A 17,359-nucleotide genomic window follows, 5' to 3' on the forward strand; every position below is an offset into this window, starting at 1 on the left:
TTATATCCTTATGTCTATCTTTCTCTGAGCGAATTCTCTTTCGCACGTAATATAGGTTTTAACCAATAATTCAGTACTGTTTTTTCTCCTGTAAGAATGTCTACCACAACCTGCATTCCCGGGATGATCGTAAACTTATCATCAACCTTGAAAGTAACGTTGGCACGGTAGTAGGCATTGCCCTCTTCATTTTGAAGTGCATCGGCGCTTACGTAGGTCACTTCTCCTTCTAGGCCTCCGTAAATGACAAAGTCATAGGCAGACAACTTTACCGTTGCCGGCAGGCCAGGCCTTATGAAGGCGATATTCTGAGGAGAAATTCTCGCTTCAACGATTAACGTGCTATTACGAGGGACTATTTCTAAAATAGGCTCACCCGGCTTAACCACACCTCCGATGGTTCTGACAAAAACATCTTTGATGGTTCCATCGACCGGAGAAAGTAACTGCGTTCGATTCAACTGATCCGCAATCGCCTGACGACTTTCATTGAGCTGCGCTAGTTGCGTCACAACTTCATTGAGCTGCCCTTGTGCCTCTGCCCTAAAAGCAAGCGCAGTACCACGATAATCTGCGATGGATTCAGAATACACAGCCCTTTGCTTTTGGGCAGCAGCTTGTGAACTCGCGATGTCTCCTTTGAGCTTTATAACGTCTCTATTCAGTTTTAATAATTCCACTTCAGCCACCGCGCCACTAGAAACCACCTCTCTCAACATATCTCGCTCTTTCGAGACAATAACCAGACTGCTTTTTAGTGTTTGAATGGTATTCAAGGTATCTAGATAAGCTTGCGATTGTTGCTCAATTCGCAATTTAGCCTCCTCCAGCTCAGACTCCAGTTGGCTCAACCGCTCAAGATAGTTTGCTTTGGCATTCAGATAGGCAGAGTGGCCGGTCATCGAAATATCAAATGGCTGAGGCTCGATACTCACTTGTTGTTTCCAATCCAGTTGGAGGCTATTCACTTTTACCGTTTCTAATTCAATTTGAAGCCTCTGCTTTCTGGCGAGCAAAGATTCAACTTGTTCAGAGGTCTCCGAATAGGTCGACTTAAACCTTGTATCATCCAGAATGGCGATGGTTTGCCCCTTAGTGACGCTTTCACCAGGCATGACAAGTAACTCCTTTAGAATGCCTCCCTCTAAGCTCTGAATCGTCTGAACAGACAAAGTAGGAACAACTTTTCCTTCGCCGACAACCACTTCGTCTAACCTCGCCCACGAGGCCCAAATAATCACACTCAGCACTAACGCGGCAGACAACCAAATCAACGTTCTCGAACGGTTTGCTAAATGAGCATTACTCCAACGAACTGTGCTCATCATTGACCTCCTTCGCGTACAATTGATACTGCGCGTACTCTGTTCGTCTTCGCGTTAGACTGTTGTTTAGCAAAAATTTCTTGGGGCGATCCTTCCCTCAAAATTGCGCCTTTATCAAGCACAACAATTCGATCACAAAGCGATAATAAGGAATGTTTATGAGAGCTAATAATCATCGTCGTCGAGTGCGGCAACGATTCAAGAGCATTAAACAACGCATTCTCAGCAGGTTGGTCTAAGGAACTGGTTGGCTCGTCTAAAATTAATGCTGCTGGGTTTCGATAAAAAGCTCTTGAAATCGCTACAGCTTGCCTTTGCCCCCCCGACAAATAACGCCCTCCTTCTCCGACTTGCGTTTCTAGACCATGAGGAAGGCGACTCATGTACTGGTTCAAACCCGATAATTCTATCGCACGGCGTAATCGTTCTTGATCAATAACATGATGTCCTAATACTATGTTTTCCATAATGCTGCCGTATATAAGATGCGAATCTTGGCCAACCCAACCCGTTTTCTCTCTTATCAATTCGGCGGGCCAAAGCTGACTGTCAATGTCATCAAAATAAACGCGACCCTGTAAGGTACTGAGTTGATTGGCAATAATAGAAAGGAGTGTAGACTTTCCTGCTCCTGCACTACTAATAACGCCAACGCGTTCGCCTTGCTTGATAGTAAGATTAATATCTCTCAAACATGGCATATCAACATCTGGGTATTGGAAGCTCACGTTTTCTAAACGTATATTCCCTGTAAATTCGGCAGACGTAATGACCTGACTGCGTTGCACCTCCTGAGGTAAAGACATGATAGAATTTAAGCCTTCAACCGCTGTTTTTGTCTGTTGATAGCGAAGTAACAGCATAGCTAACTGGTTAATCGCCCCTGCAGCACGACCGCTAAGCATGACAATAGCAATGAGCCCCCCCATGCTGAGCAATCCCTCAGAAATTCTGTACACGCCTGTTACAAGTAACATTACGGTAATTATCTGCTGGCTAGATTGAATGGAGTAAGCAACGATATTCGAATAGTTTCGCGATTGATTTTGCCAATCAGAAAGCATGGATACCGTTTGCTCCCAACGCTTTTGTGCTTCTCCCGTAGCGTTATTTTGCTTAATCTCTTTTAAAGAGGACAATGAATCAAACAAGTGAGCTTGTCGCTTCATGGATAGTGCAGCACTTTCCGTATGTGATTGTTCTATTTTTGCTTTTACCGCAAAGCCAAGGATCAGCAGGGTAAACATGACGGCAATAGGTATGAACATCATTGCCCCACCTAGCCAACCTATTAAGACTAAAAATAACAACGTAAATGGGAGATCAACTAAGGTCACAAGAGATGCAGAAGTAAAAAAATCGCGAACACTATCAAAATCTTGTAGTTGTCGAGCGAATGCACCGACTGATGCAGGACGGTGTTCAAGTTTCATCCCCATAACTTTAGAAAAAAGTATCGAAGAAAGCTTGTTATCGATGTACTTACCCGCGGTATCAGTGACAACTCCCCTTGCTTTACGCAATAGCCAATCAAAAATAATGATGACGGAGACACCAGCGACCAAAACCCATAATGTACTGAAAGCTTGATTAGGCACTACACGATCGTAAACGTTCATAGTGAAAAGCGGAATAACTAGCGCTAGCGTATTGATAAGGAAAGAGGCAATCAAAAGATCTCGATACCACGGAGACATTTCTTTCACTACGGCGAAAAGCCAATGTTCATTATAATCCGCTTGAATAGAACTTATCCGTTTGTCCAGCTCTGGACGCATAGAAACTTGCCATGCTTGAGGCTGGAATTGATTATGCAGCTCCTCGCTCGTGACGTATTGCGTTTCACCTTGATCTTCACTAAATAACGTGACTTGATAATCGCTGTTATGTCGCTCAGATATAATAGCGGGTTGTAACGTCTTCCTATTGATTACCACCAATGGAAAGCTCAACATTGCGGTGGATTTTAAATCGATTAATGTGAGTTCAAGATCGGCTCGCTCAGCGGCTCTGATGAATAAGTCACTATCCAATCTACCCTCAACAAGAGGTAATCCAGAAAGCACCTTTTTTGTATGGTGTCTAACCTCAAAATAACGCATCAACCAAGTTAACGATTGCCCCCAAGGATCGTTAGTCAGCTCACTTGATGAGGATGAGTGATGCTTCATGACATACCACCTACTAGCAAGTTGTTGTCATCAATCATCTTCTGTAAGACATTTTCTTCGGCTACGCCAGTCGAGTCACCTTTGTAAAGCTGATCGAGAGTGACGCCCTGCATAAGAATCTGTTGTTTTGTCCCCGTCTCTTCTGGTTTTATGTGAAGCGTTACGCCATCATCATTCTCTGTTAAATCGAGCTTATTATCGACTTCTGTTATCGAGGTAGCGGTGATTATCGAGGCGATGTTAATTGTGTCATTATCATCACCAATAACGGATATTTGGAAATCGTTGATCACATCGTACGAGGGCTTTAACTCGTTACCGAGCCCTGAACTGTCAAACTGGAATACATCGCTGCCACTTCCTCCAATAAGCAAATCATTAGCATCTGTCGCAAGTAATGTTTGGTCACCCTCTTCCACTAAGGCAACATTGACTGTCTGAGCAGCACCTTCTGCGACAGTAGCACCCTGTGTTGCAATCGGTTTTATCGACAACGTAAAATCACTTGCACCGCTAAACCCACCAACGATGGAAAGATCAGCGACATCCTCTTGATCAACAGTGTAAATGCCGTTCAATCTTTCACCATGACTCAACTCTAGATCTGTTGGTAATCCGCGAATCTCCACACTTCCAAACTCTTCTGGTGCAGGGTTGACTAAATTCATGCTCAACCCTAAAGGAATACTCCCAGACGCTTCAGACACAATAGACTGATAATCGGCCGTTAGTGTTGGCTCATCAGCTTCAGGGGTAACAACAATGGTTAGATCGGTGCTTTGCACATCTCCAAAATCGGTTTCGAGTTTCCCTGACACTATCGCTTGATCAAACGTTCTAACATTGAGAGCAACATCCATCGTTCCAAATGCATCCTTCGGAACGAACTCCAAACCTGACACTTCATTTGCTCGCACTAATACCGTCGCCACGGCATTGCCCGCGTCATCGAAGGTAAAGGATGAGAATTGAGTTCCAATACGAATCCTACCTAAGCCTTCCAATGCAGAGGGTTCAGAGCTTGCTTTGATCAACATCGACACTTCTATATATTCGTTGCTATTTGTTTCAAAACCGCTCGCTAAAAAGTCAATCGAAACGGAATCACCTTCATCTCCAGTGAACGTGTTAGAGGTTGTATTCAACGATACATCGTCGCCAATCGGTTTTACGCCGACGTTGAACTGAGAAGTGGTATAGTTATAGTCGTTTGATCCAGACTCTTGGGTAATAGCTTGCAGTGTTAGTGAAATATCCCCACTAAAATCTAGTGGCGGTAGAAAGTAAACCTTATCAAGTTGTGCTTGAGTTAGCTGCCACTCCTTGCTCTCACCATCCGTTGAACCGTTATCAGGGAGTAATTCGAACGTCCCATTATTGTCCCAAACCAACACGGCTCCGTCTGGCACTCCTGTCATGACCAAAGACATCGACTCAGAACCATCTTGATCGATTAATGATGCAGATAAGTTTCCTAAATAAATATAATTATCTTCATTACCAACTACGTCTTCTGTTTCCAGAACCGCTTTATCAACCACTGGGGCAATGGTAACGGTAACTTCTGTTGATTTAGTTTGAGTATCTTTCGCACTGTCAGTACTTAAACAACTTCCCGTGACTTCATCAGTAATGTTTGCGTCAACGGAAATAACAAGCTCTCCACTGTAGTTTTCAGGTGGGATTAACTGAATTTCGTTTAGACGCGTAACATCTGTCACTACCCATGTTCCATCACCGTTGTCAATGAGTAGGCTCGGGTCCACGGCAGTAAACCGCGCATTCTCGTCAGACACAGATAAAGAAACCCAATTGACACTTTCAAGGCCAGTCGCTGCGTCACCTTCTCCAGTAATGGACTGCATTGGCCCTTCACTATCGCCCAATACAAGAGCAAGATTCAGGTTGGTTATAGTATCTTCTTGAACCGTAACTTGGCTTGGTGCTATCGCGATATCATCGACAACAGGAGAGATTTGTACCGTAATGGTCTGAGCGGTTGTTTTCGAGTCACCATCGCATGGGGCCGTTTCTGTCACTTCTAAATTGAAAGTAATGCATCCAGCAAAGTCCTCATCCACGCCAGTAAGCGTCAAGGAAGACAATCCAGCGCTAGAAATTGAATAACCCAACAGATTGCCCGCATTATCATAAGCAGGTATCACACCTTCGCCAGTAAGCTCGACTCCTTCAGGTAAAGAATCTGCGGCGACAAAGAAGGAAACTAAGTTACCGTCACTACTCGCTACATCAGGGTTTAAAAACGCCCCAATTGAGACATCTTCACCTTCTTTACCTACAATATCCCCACTTTGAACGCTTCCTGGTTCACCAGGATCAGCACACTGGTCTCCATCTCCTTCATGGCCAGTAATTTGAATTTGGAACTGACCAGTGATGTATTGAGCATCCGTTCCATCTCGAACATACGCTAACACATTCACATCAAGTATCTCTGTGTTAGATGGGCTATAAATCGATGCGCTAGCAAGCAAATCTTGAGCGGTTTCCAACACGCTATCACTTGTGATTCCTTCCATTGGAATCAGCCAGTTCCCATCGGCATCTTGAGAAGCACCGTTCGGATGAGTAACAATGAGGTCTTGACCCTGCGGTATCTGTAAAACGATGTAATCGAGATACTCTGAACCATCAATATCCGCTTCTGTAAATGTAATGCCTCCACTCACGTCGACAGCAGACCCATCCGTACTTGTGAATACTTCAGTCGCGCCTTCTAAACGTGTTTTGTCAATATCTTCATTACCAATATCCACTTTGCCAGAAACCACGACGCTCAAAGAGCCATGGATTGCCTTTACATCAGTCTCCATCGTCGGAGACGTGTCTGTCACTTCGTACTGAACTTCCAGGCTAAACATCCCACTTAGGTCTTCATTAGCTTTTACAGTGATTCGTCCACTGTTTAACAACTCAGATAATGTTGCCGAGCTACCATCGAGTAGTTCATTGAGTTCTAACGGTAAATTACTTTCCTCTACTGCATTACCATCAAAGTAAAGTGTTAAGCCATCTGGAATGGATACAATGGTGTATCCTGTCAAGGACTCACTAGAATCTATATCTTGATTAACGACAGGCTCAAGATTTAGTGTGATGAAATTGTCCTCAATACCATTGCTTTGTAATTCTTGACCGTCAGTTTGATCAACAATAGGTGAGATTTCCATTTCCACTTTAAGAGGGGTTTCAGCAGAATCACCATCCGGCTCTGTTGAAACGACGATAACATCCATGCTCAGTGTTCCACTAAAATCTTGCTCTGTTTTGAGGTAAGTGTTTTCAAGAACAGCGTTTGAGACCTGATAAACTGGCCCCGTTATTGGGTCCACGTAAGCAATTGGAAGAACAATAGGGTCACCATTTACATCTGTCAGTTGTGTTCCCAAAGGGATGTTCTGAAGCAAGATATTAATTTCTTCTGATAGGTCGTCGTCTGATGTCTGGATGATAAAATCCAGTTGTATCAGGTTATCTTCGTCTAACGTAGAGAGATTACTAATTACTTTAGTCGCTTGATCATATTGCCAATTCCCCTGTCCACCATCTAGGACAATTGGTTCATCGACCACGCCTTTTAGCTTAATATCAATGGTTGCAAATTGGCTCTCGGCGGTTTCATTAATAGGTGCTAAGCCATCAATAGTCGACTCTGTTGAAATGGCGGTTACTTGAAGGGATAGAGATTCAGTAAATGAGCTGATATCCGATTTTGGTTGAAGTAACGCCTCTGAATTGGCTAGAGCATTGGAGGTCACTAGGTAGGTATTAATACCGATAAGCGTAATCCCAGCTCCAACAGGCAATGTCCAACCATCTTGAACTTCTATGCGATAAGACAGAGACTCCGAGCCATCTGTGTCAGTGAGCCGCCCTAGGATGTAATCTTTTAAGTCAATCGTTTGGTCTTCAAGCCCCTGAATGTTTTTAACGGTCAGCGTAGGCACATCGGCATCTGGAGATATATCGATAACAACTTGCTCAGTGATCTCCGCTGTTTTATCTTGCTCATCGGCAAACACACTACCCGACTCAGTCGTTACTGCCGTTACATCAAAAGTAAATCTTCCGGCTAAGTTTTCGTTAGATGTGATTTCAATTTGATCTAACTCGGATTGGCTATACGCTTTACCTTCCTCAATAGCACTTCCGTTAAGTGTTAATATAAGTCCATCTGGAATATTCGAAATTTGGTAGTGGAGCGTTTCAGAACCGTCTTGGTCAAACTTTTCAGCAACAATATTGAGTGAAAGTGATTCAGCGGAATCTTCAACACTTTGATAAGAAAAGTCCGAATCACTAGACCACTCTGGCAAATCTGCAACCGGTAAAACGTTAACATTTAACGTATTATTGCCTTGTAATACAAAACCATCTGGTTCGACATCAGATACGATTAATGCAGACACTGCTAACGAAACTTTGATAGTGTTGCCCGACAGGTTTAGCGCTGGTTGATAAGTGAGATCACCATTTGGAACGGTGAATATACCCACCCCCATTAGCTCTGTACCAGAAAGACTAATAAATCCGTCATTATCATCATCTTCAAGGCGCACTCCGTCTAAAAACAGAGCCCCTCCTTGTAGAGATTCAACAGAGATCCTTATCGCTTCAACACGCTCATTATTCTCCGTATCCCCAGGAGAAACTCTAATCGGTAACGCGACTGGCGTAGGGTCTCCACTATTATTCGCGCCATTATCTTCTAACGTATCTACATTAACGGTTCGAATAAAGCCCCTAGCATCATCAAGAATTAATTGAGCTTCACTGCTTGCTTGGTCACCGTCTGCATCCGTCACAGTTATCGTTAGATCATCAAGCAAACCACCTACAGGCGTATTAACAATAAGCTCGGTAGTTAGCGTAAATGTCCCATCTTGAGCAATAGTCAGCGTTCCATATTTTAAGTTACCATCACTACTATTGATTAAATCGATGGTCCAAGCATCATTGCTAAATACCGAACTCGCCGTATCGTATGTTTCACCTGCATAGGTCAAACTTGAAATCAACGTGCCATCTGAACTGATTAAGTCGGCATTATTGCTAAACCAGTTTCCCGAAAACTCATCCCCCTCGGTAAGTTCAATTTCTATTGGTGAGCTTGTGTCTTCGGGGATATCATCCACTACACTAACGGTATATATCTCAGCTTCAGACTGGTCGCCATCCTTATCAACGGCATAAATTGAAAAACTGAGTTCTAATGTGTTCTCGTCCGCTGGAACACCGTCAGGTTCATCGTGTTCAAGTGCACGGTATAGATCAAACTCGACAGTCCCATCGGTATTAAATCTAATTCTAAAGACGTCTTGCTCGCTTTCATCTCTTGCATATAACCAACCATTCGAGTCCGGTGAATCAAGCGCAACCAGGCTGCCACTACTTGTTTTATAGCCGAGCGCATTGAACATATCGATATTCACGCTCACACTGGCGATAGAGTCTGAACCTTGTACTAGCGTAATGGATGGTGACGAGCCCTCGATGCCAGAATCAAGCGAATCATCATTCAACCCGCTTTCATTGACTGTGATTCCCTCTGTAATTACTAGTTCCGGAAACAAGCCATCATAGACCTGTATGTTGGACTCCGTAGAGATCTCGCTTCCATCAGAATCTCTCGCCACGATGGGCATAGAGATCGACAATTGCGTCCCATCACCTAAAACATGGTCAAGCGAGTGATAAAGCTCTACAGTTACATTAACGGTAGACGTATCATTTGATGGCAAAGAGAAGTCACTAGGTAACGTGACCCTAAATATAACGTCTCCAGTGTCAGAAATTGCGTCAAAGCTTCCATCATTGTTATCGTACCAAGTGACAGCCTCTCCGTTATAAGTAACAGCATCACCAAGTGTAGTTTTGACAGTATCTCCATCATTTATGTCAACACCCAGATACACAATCGGATCGAATGATGACGTAACTATCACATCCGTATTCGCTATGGCTGAAACCCCATCAGGAGCAATGTTTGTATCGACAGGTGTTTCGGTTAACTCGACATTGCCACTATTGATTAGCGCTTGTCCATTGTCGTTATCTATCACATTAATGTCTAAAACGACCGACGTGTTATCTTGGTCTGAGTCGATTGCAGTAACAACGAGAGGTACGTTTGGATCAGTATTTTCTTGTTGGTCGAGAGCCTGAAAAAGCTCAAAGGAGTAGGTAATGTCGCTATTTGCATCAATAGGTAATGAAGCATTGAGGATAGCTTGAAAGATGGGAATCTGAGTTTGCCCATCTTCGTCAAGAATACAACCATCAAGTGTTTTGCCATCCGCAGAGACTTGATAAAGCACAACTTGTTCACCACTCGTCAACAAGGGTTGTTCAGAGACGATGAACGACAAAGATTCGAGGTAATCACTGCCAACCTCAACTTGAAAATTCCCTGAGCTCAACACACCTCCATTTGCGAGATCAGATTCTTTTACTTCTACCCCATTCAAATTATTTAAAGTTGGGTCTGCGCCATCCTTTAGAACATAGTCAATTTCATTCTCTACAAGCGGTGTGGCATCTAAATCTACGCCACCAATGGTCAACGGGAAAGTGACCGTATCACTGCTATTGAATTGATCGATAGGGTGCTCAAGAGTAAGCGAAATTGAAGCTAATACATCGTTACCCGACTCAACGCCACTCAACGTTAACGTAAATACAGTGACACCATTCGCAAATGCTGTAATTTGCTTTCCACTGGAACTTAACGTGTAGCTAAGCTCATTATCAGAGACTGAGCTTGTAAGCCCTAATGCTTCTAACTTAGTAATAGATGACCCACCGAAATACAAACTACTCGGATCCGGATTGTCAGATCCCGCGACAATATTAACAGTTCCTTCAGAGTTCAATATCGGGCCATCCAAAGGGACTTCTGTTACGTCTATAGTCGCATTGCCTACGTAACCTGCTTGTCCATCACTAATATCAATCGTCGCGTTAGCCAAGCCATAGTCTTGGGAGTCATCTGCAGCTAAATAGCTGAAAGAAACACTTTGCTCGACCGAATGATCTAGGTTTCGACCTGCATCAAACTGCCAAGAGCCATCAGAAAATACGGTTAATTCGCCTTTTTCTAAACTAAAACTTACGGATCCCCCCTCTAGAATTGACTTCTGCTCCCCGCCAGCCTCTACAAATTTCACATAAAGTGTTCCATCAAGATCAATATCATTTTCAAGTACATTGCCCGTAATTGTTTGATCTTCTACGACTGAGTATGTGTCATCTCTAATCACCGGATCAGAGTCATAAATAGTAATCGTTAACGGTGCCACAACCGTCTCTTGTGTACCATCAGCATCACTTTGAGTGCTTTCAACCAATACGTTAGTCACCAGCTCATCTTGACCTACACCATGATCAATCGCTTCATAAAAAGTAATTTGAACCGTACCATCATCATTGACTTCTGCTGAGAAAACTAATCGGTCGTCAGTCGATGTTCCTTGTAAGCTCAACCCATCTTCTGCAACAACAACGTTAATAGATTGACCGACCGATGTAAGCGCACTCAAACTTGGCTGCTCTGCATGCAGTGCTGGCACACCATTTTCTATGTTGATGGCTGCCGAGCTGCTTTGCTCACCAAAAAATCCAACGATGTTTTCAGAAAATACCGTTGAACCGGGTAGCACTATTGTCGGCATGGTATCGACCGCGTGGTTGCCGGCGGCATCCAACACTTCTGCTTCAATGGCCCACGTGTTGTTTAGATTGAGAGTGTTTACGTCAATTCCGGTTACTGTCCACGAACCTGATGCATCAACAAGGCCAGTAAAATTCAGCGTGCTGTCTCCGTCACTTACCCGAATCGTCACTGCCAGACCTTGCTCTACACCACTGGTTATCCCTCTCATTTCCGTGACTATACCCTCACGGAAATCATCAATGGCAAGACCACCGCTAATATAAAAATCCGTATCGATATCAATGGTGGGAGCAGTGGCATCTATGGTCGTAGCCTCATCCATCGCTTTCGCTTGGTTGCCCGCCACATCATTCACGGAGGCAGATACGGTTAACGCCCCATCGGCTAACGTGGATAAGTTCGCCCCTTCGACTTGCCACATACCATCAACGACAACGGCATTGAACGAGAGCATCGCCCCCAAGCTGTCTTGAACCGTGACAGAAACCGTCTGACCATTTTCAACATCACTGACTTGCCCTGACAAAGTGACAGATTGGCGCTCTTCAATGTTTAAATAGCCGTCTCCGCCATCGTCAACGTCCGCCGTCACACTTGCGAGCGTATCTTTGATGATGGTGTTTTCACTGGTTGCAGGGTTACCCGCTATATCTATACTCTCAGCAACAACTGTCAGCGTACCTTCAGACAACCCAGAAAGGTCAACGTCGTCCAGAGACCAACTTCCACCAGTCACCACCGTTTCTAAGTTTATGACCGCTCCTAACGAGTCGGTTACCGTAACTTGGATACGCTGGCCATCTTCAATGTTTTCAATCGTCCCTTCGAGGCGAGTAGTCGCGATTTCGTACTGATTTAAATACTCATCCCCTCCACCATCAAAATTGACGTTCACCGTTGCAAGCGTATCTTTAATGGTCGTATCGACGGCGTTCAGGTTATTGCCATAAATGTCAGAAACCACAGAAGTCACCGTAAGCGGCCCTTCAGCAAGAGAAGACAGATCAACGCCTGATAGGGTATAAGCCTCATTCTCTACGGTCGTTGTAAGAGTAATGGAATTATTGAGGCTGTCGGTAATGGTGATAGTAACAAGCCACTCATCGCTTATCTTGAGTGCGTCACCTTGAATCGTGACACTAGGAACTTCAAACTGGTTTTCGTATCCATCACCGCCATCAAGAATATCTACTGTTAAAGAGGCATCATCGTTCAAACCTTCAATTGCCTCTAAGGTAATATCCAATGTTACGGAGGTGGTGTCACCGTCTGAATCTGTTGCATTAACTAACAATGGTATATCCAGGATTTGATCTTTTGACAGATCGAAAGAGCGATATAATTCAAAGGAATACTCTATTTCACTAGTCGACTCTAAAGGTAATGTGGATAATAGTTTCGATTGAAAAATATTTACTTCCACCCCACCTTCTAAGATATAGCCAGTAATTGTCGTACCGTCATCAGACAGACGGTAAAGCAACTCACTTTCACTACTCACTAATGTGGGCTGGTTTAATTCGCTAAATCGAAGAGAGTCAACATAATCACTCCCGATATCGAGTTGAAGGCTCCCAGTCTTAAAGATTGTCCCACTTTCTAGATTAATCTCCTCCATTGCAACAACAGTCAAGTTGCTCAACGTAGGATCAACACCATCTTTCAACACGAAATCAATTTCATTCTCTACAAGCGGTGTGGAGTCTAGATCTGTCCCTCCAATGGTCAACGGGAAAGTGACCGTATCACTACTATTGAATTGATCGATAGGATGATCAAGAGTAAGCGAAATTGAAGCTAGTACATCGTTACCCGACTCAATGCCACTCAATGTTAACGTAAATACAGTGACACCATTGGCAAATGCTGTGATTTGCTTCCCACTGGAACTTAACGTGTAGCTAAGCTCAGTATTAGAGACTGAGCTTGTAAGCCCTAATGCCTCTAACTTAGTAATGGATGCCTCACCAAAATACAAACTAGTCGGATCAGGGTTATCAGAGCCAGCAATCACATTAACACTGCCTTCGGTGGTTAATAATGCCGCTCCCAGAGGTACTTCTGCTGTTTTTATAGTAGCGCTACCTACATAACCCGCTTGGCCATCTATAATGTCGATGGTCGCGGTTGCTACACCGTAATCTTTTGAATCATCGGCTGCGAGATAATCAAAAACGAGACTTTGCTCAACCGTGTGATCTAAGTTGCGACTGGCATTCAACTGCCAAGAGCCATCTGAAAATACGGTTAATTCACCCTTCTCTAGACTAAAACTTACTGAGCCACCATCAGGGACAGACTGGATCTCTCCTCCGGCTCTGACATATCGAATGTACAAGTCACCATCAATATCAATGTCATTCTCCAGTACATTGCCAGAAATGACTTGGCCTTCGGTTACACTATATGACTCATTTTCGATCACTGGATCGGCATCAAGGATGGCGATTTCTAGGGGGGCCACAACCGTTTCTTGTGTACCGTCAGCATCACTTTGAGTGCTTTCAACCAATACGTTAGTCACTAGCTCATCTTGACCTACACCATGATCAATCGCTTCATAAAAAGTAATTTGAACCGTACCATCATCATTGACTTCTGCTGAGAAAACTAATCGGTCGTCAGTCGATGTTCCTTGTAAGCTCAACCCATCTTCTGCAACAACAACGTTAATAGATTGACCGACCGATGTAAGCGCACTCAAACTTGGCTGCTCTGCATGCAGTGCTGGCACACCATTTTCTATGTTGATGGCTGCCGAGCTGCTTTGCTCACCAAAAAATCCAACGATGTTTTCAGAAAATACCGTTGAACCGGGTAGCACTATTGTCGGCATGGTATCGACCGCGTGGTTGCCGGCGGCATCCAACACTTCTGCTTCAATGGCCCACGTGTTGTTTAGATTGAGAGTGTTTACGTCAATTCCGGTTACTGTCCACGAACCTGATGCATCAACAAGGCCAGTAAAATTCAGCGTGCTGTCTCCGTCACTTACCCGAATCGTCACTGCCAGACCTTGCTCTACACCACTGGTTATCCCTCTCATTTCCGTGACTATACCCTCACGGAAATCATCAATGGCAAGACCACCGCTAATATAAAAATCCGTATCGATATCAATGGTGGGAGCAGTGGCATCTATGGTCGTAGCCTCATCCATCGCTTTCGCTTGGTTGCCCGCCACATCATTCACGGAGGCAGATACGGTTAACGCCCCATCGGCTAACGTGGATAAGTTCGCCCCTTCGACTTGCCACATACCATCAACGACAACGGCATTGAACGAGAGCATCGCCCCCAAGCTGTCTTGAACCGTGACAGAAACCGTCTGACCATTTTCAACATCACTGACTTGCCCTGACAAAGTGACAGATTGGCGCTCTTCAATGTTTAAATAGCCGTCTCCGCCATCGTCAACGTCCGCCGTCACACTTGCGAGCGTATCTTTGATGATGGTGTTTTCACTGGTTGCAGGGTTACCCGCTATATCTATACTCTCAGCAACAACTGTCAGCGTACCTTCAGACAACCCAGAAAGGTCAACGTCGTCCAGAGACCAACTTCCACCAGTCACCACCGTTTCTAAGTTTATGACCGCTCCTAACGAGTCGGTTACCGTAACTTGGATACGCTGGCCATCTTCAATGTTTTCAATCGTCCCTTCGAGGCGAGTAGTCGCGATTTCGTACTGATTTAAATACTCATCCCCTCCACCATCAAAATTGACGTTCACCGTTGCAAGCGTATCTTTAATGGTCGTATCGACGGCGTTCAGGTTATTGCCATAAATGTCAGAAACCACAGAAGTCACCGTAAGCGGCCCTTCAGCAAGAGAAGACAGATCAACGCCTGATAGGGTATAAGCCTCATTCTCTACGGTCGTTGTAAGAGTAATGGAATTATTGAGGCTGTCGGTAATGGTGATAGTAACAAGCCACTCATCGCTTATCTTGAGTGCGTCACCTTGAATCGTGACACTAGGAACTTCAAACTGGTTTTCGTATCCATCGCCGCCATCAAGAATATCCACCGTTAATATAGCATCGGGATTCAACCGCTCAGGAGCCTGAGTCTCAGAAGTTGGGTTTTCTCTTTCTTGCACTGCTGGCCTAGTAACATAGCCATTAGAAACGAGTTGCTCAGGTAAAACAGCGCGAATATAGGCAACAAAACTTAACCCACCAGAAGACTCACTAAAATCTCTAACGCTCTGATTAAAAGTGGATTCAATACCGTTTTGAGAAGCAATTAAAAGATCATTCGAACTCGATTCATCCTCACTTGTTGTATCTTCATTAAATGCAATATCGAGAATGTCAGTATTAAGAACAACCACCTCTACTTCTGGAACTAATTGTTCGTTAGGCAACATTTGGATCCAAGAACCGTCACTTAAAACCGCCCAAAGAACATTACCGATTTGAATGTAGAGTATTGGCTGCATAATTCGCCCCATATGAAACAACGAACTTTAAGTATGGTCGACGAATGTGACTGTTCAAATGAAACTAGAAAAAACATGGCCCTAAATGGCTCTAATGAGATATTGAACCAAAAACATACCTCATGTATGCGAGAAAGAGCCATTGGGGTAAACTACTTCTGGCGTAACCCATCCACTGGAAATTGATTGAAATTCCCCTTGCTACAATCGGGCTTATATCCAAATGGAGCAGGGAAAGGAATCGTATCGCAGCTTGTTGCAACGGAAGATTCAAACTTTACTCTCTTTCCTATCATGATAGGAAATAACCATGTGGCATTATTTCTTAAATCAAACTCCTCTTTAGGGTCATCAATCAAATTGTATATTTCAGGGATCTGTAATGGGCGCCCTTTCTCCGGCATGATATCTTGATCAATAAAGTGCATCTTGTAATTTTCCCACTTATAAGCGTAGGTTTCAGATCCATTGTTAACGATAAAACCATCTCGATTAGACTTTTCACTATCTCCCTTTAAAAAGGCCCACTGATCAATACTATCTATTGTTCTATCGCTTGGTAATTTGTATCCACCGACATGAGAAAGTGAGGCAAATAGATCCACAACATGGATAATTTCATCACTCACTCTACCCGGTTTGATGTGGTTAGGCCAAGAGGCAATAAATGGTGTTCGGAGAGACCCTTCAAGAGCCGTAAAGTACGCACCACGCCATGGCCCGCTAGAGCCTTGGTATGGCATATGCCACTCTGGACCGTTGTCAGAAAACCAAATCACTAGTGTATTGTCTTTAATTCCTGCTTTTTCTATTGCACCAATAACTTGCCCAGCTCGAAAATCTATCTCAGCTAACACATCTGAGTAATTTCCTTTGCCTGTTTTACCAATAAAATCAGGATGAGGTAGCGTCGGTAAATGTGGTTGAGTAAAAGTAATTACAGAGAAAAATGGCTTATTCTCTTTCACATTTCGATTTATAAAATCTGTGGCATGTTCAACTAGCTCACTGTCAATCGTTCTACGTGAGTCCAAATTATATTCTTTGACCCCTTTAGGATCCTGCCCTGCTCTAGCTGAAAGGATTTGAGGTTTAGGTAATATAGCTTTATAACCGGGTTGAGAGCTATATTCTGACTCATCCGTCGTATTTGCAATGCCATACCATTCATCAAAGCCTTGATCCGTTGGAAAGCGCCCTTTTTGGTCTCCCAAATGCCATTTCCCGTAAAGGCTCGTGTTATATCCTTGTTCCTTAAACTTCTCTGCAATGGTTATCTCCCAGTTCACCATACCGTAAGGCACTCCCCAAACAACCTTATCTGTCCCAGATCTAAGCGCTCGCCTCCCCGTCATGAATGAGGAGCGAGTTGGCGTGCATTGCGGTTCCACATTAAAATTAGTAAGGCGTACACCTTCTCTAGCAAGTTGATCTAAGTTTTTAGTTTCAACACCTCTGGTACTCCCATAGGAACTTAGTTCCCCCCACCCAAGGTTATCAACCAACATTACCACGACATTTGGTGTCTCTTCCGCAACCACTTCTAACGGGATACATAGAAACAGGATAGTTGCTAGTTTATTTTTCATAGTGTCGCCTTTCATTGAAATTCAATCCTGTAAGTGCGTCTTATCACACTTAAAACACACTAAAGTCTAGTCCATGTTAGTTAACATTTTTGAAAAACAGGGATTACTTGGAAGCAACAAAAAACCTCTACTATATT

4 protein-coding genes are annotated in these 17,359 nt (G+C 43.9%); all 4 read right to left on the minus strand.

The window, feature by feature from the left end; all coding sequences use genetic code 11:
* Positions 1–14: 14 nt before the first annotated feature.
* The 4 genes from R7R24_RS10605 to R7R24_RS10620 all read right to left on the minus strand — a co-directional run bounded on the left by R7R24_RS10605 (position 15) and on the right by R7R24_RS10620 (position 17,222).
* Positions 15–1,328, minus strand: a complete 1,314-nt coding sequence (locus R7R24_RS10605; protein ID WP_021033865.1) for an HlyD family type I secretion periplasmic adaptor subunit — start codon at positions 1,326–1,328, stop codon at positions 15–17.
* A complete protein-coding gene (locus R7R24_RS10610) occupies positions 1,325–3,496 on the minus strand; it encodes a type I secretion system permease/ATPase (protein WP_213883626.1) in 2,172 nt (723 codons plus the stop codon). Before R7R24_RS10610 ends, R7R24_RS10605 begins: the two co-directional genes overlap by 4 nt.
* A complete protein-coding gene (locus R7R24_RS10615; RefSeq protein WP_318119493.1) occupies positions 3,493–15,633 on the minus strand; it encodes an Ig-like domain-containing protein in 12,141 nt (4,046 codons plus the stop codon). The genes R7R24_RS10610 and R7R24_RS10615 overlap by 4 nt, the downstream gene beginning before the upstream one ends.
* 152 nt (positions 15,634–15,785) lie before the next feature.
* On the minus strand, positions 15,786–17,222 hold the full coding sequence (locus tag R7R24_RS10620; RefSeq protein WP_225455402.1) for an arylsulfatase: 1,437 nt from the start codon (positions 17,220–17,222) through the stop codon (positions 15,786–15,788).
* Between the last annotated feature and the right edge of the window lie 137 nt (positions 17,223–17,359).

This window comes from Vibrio sp. 704 (genome assembly GCF_033339295.1).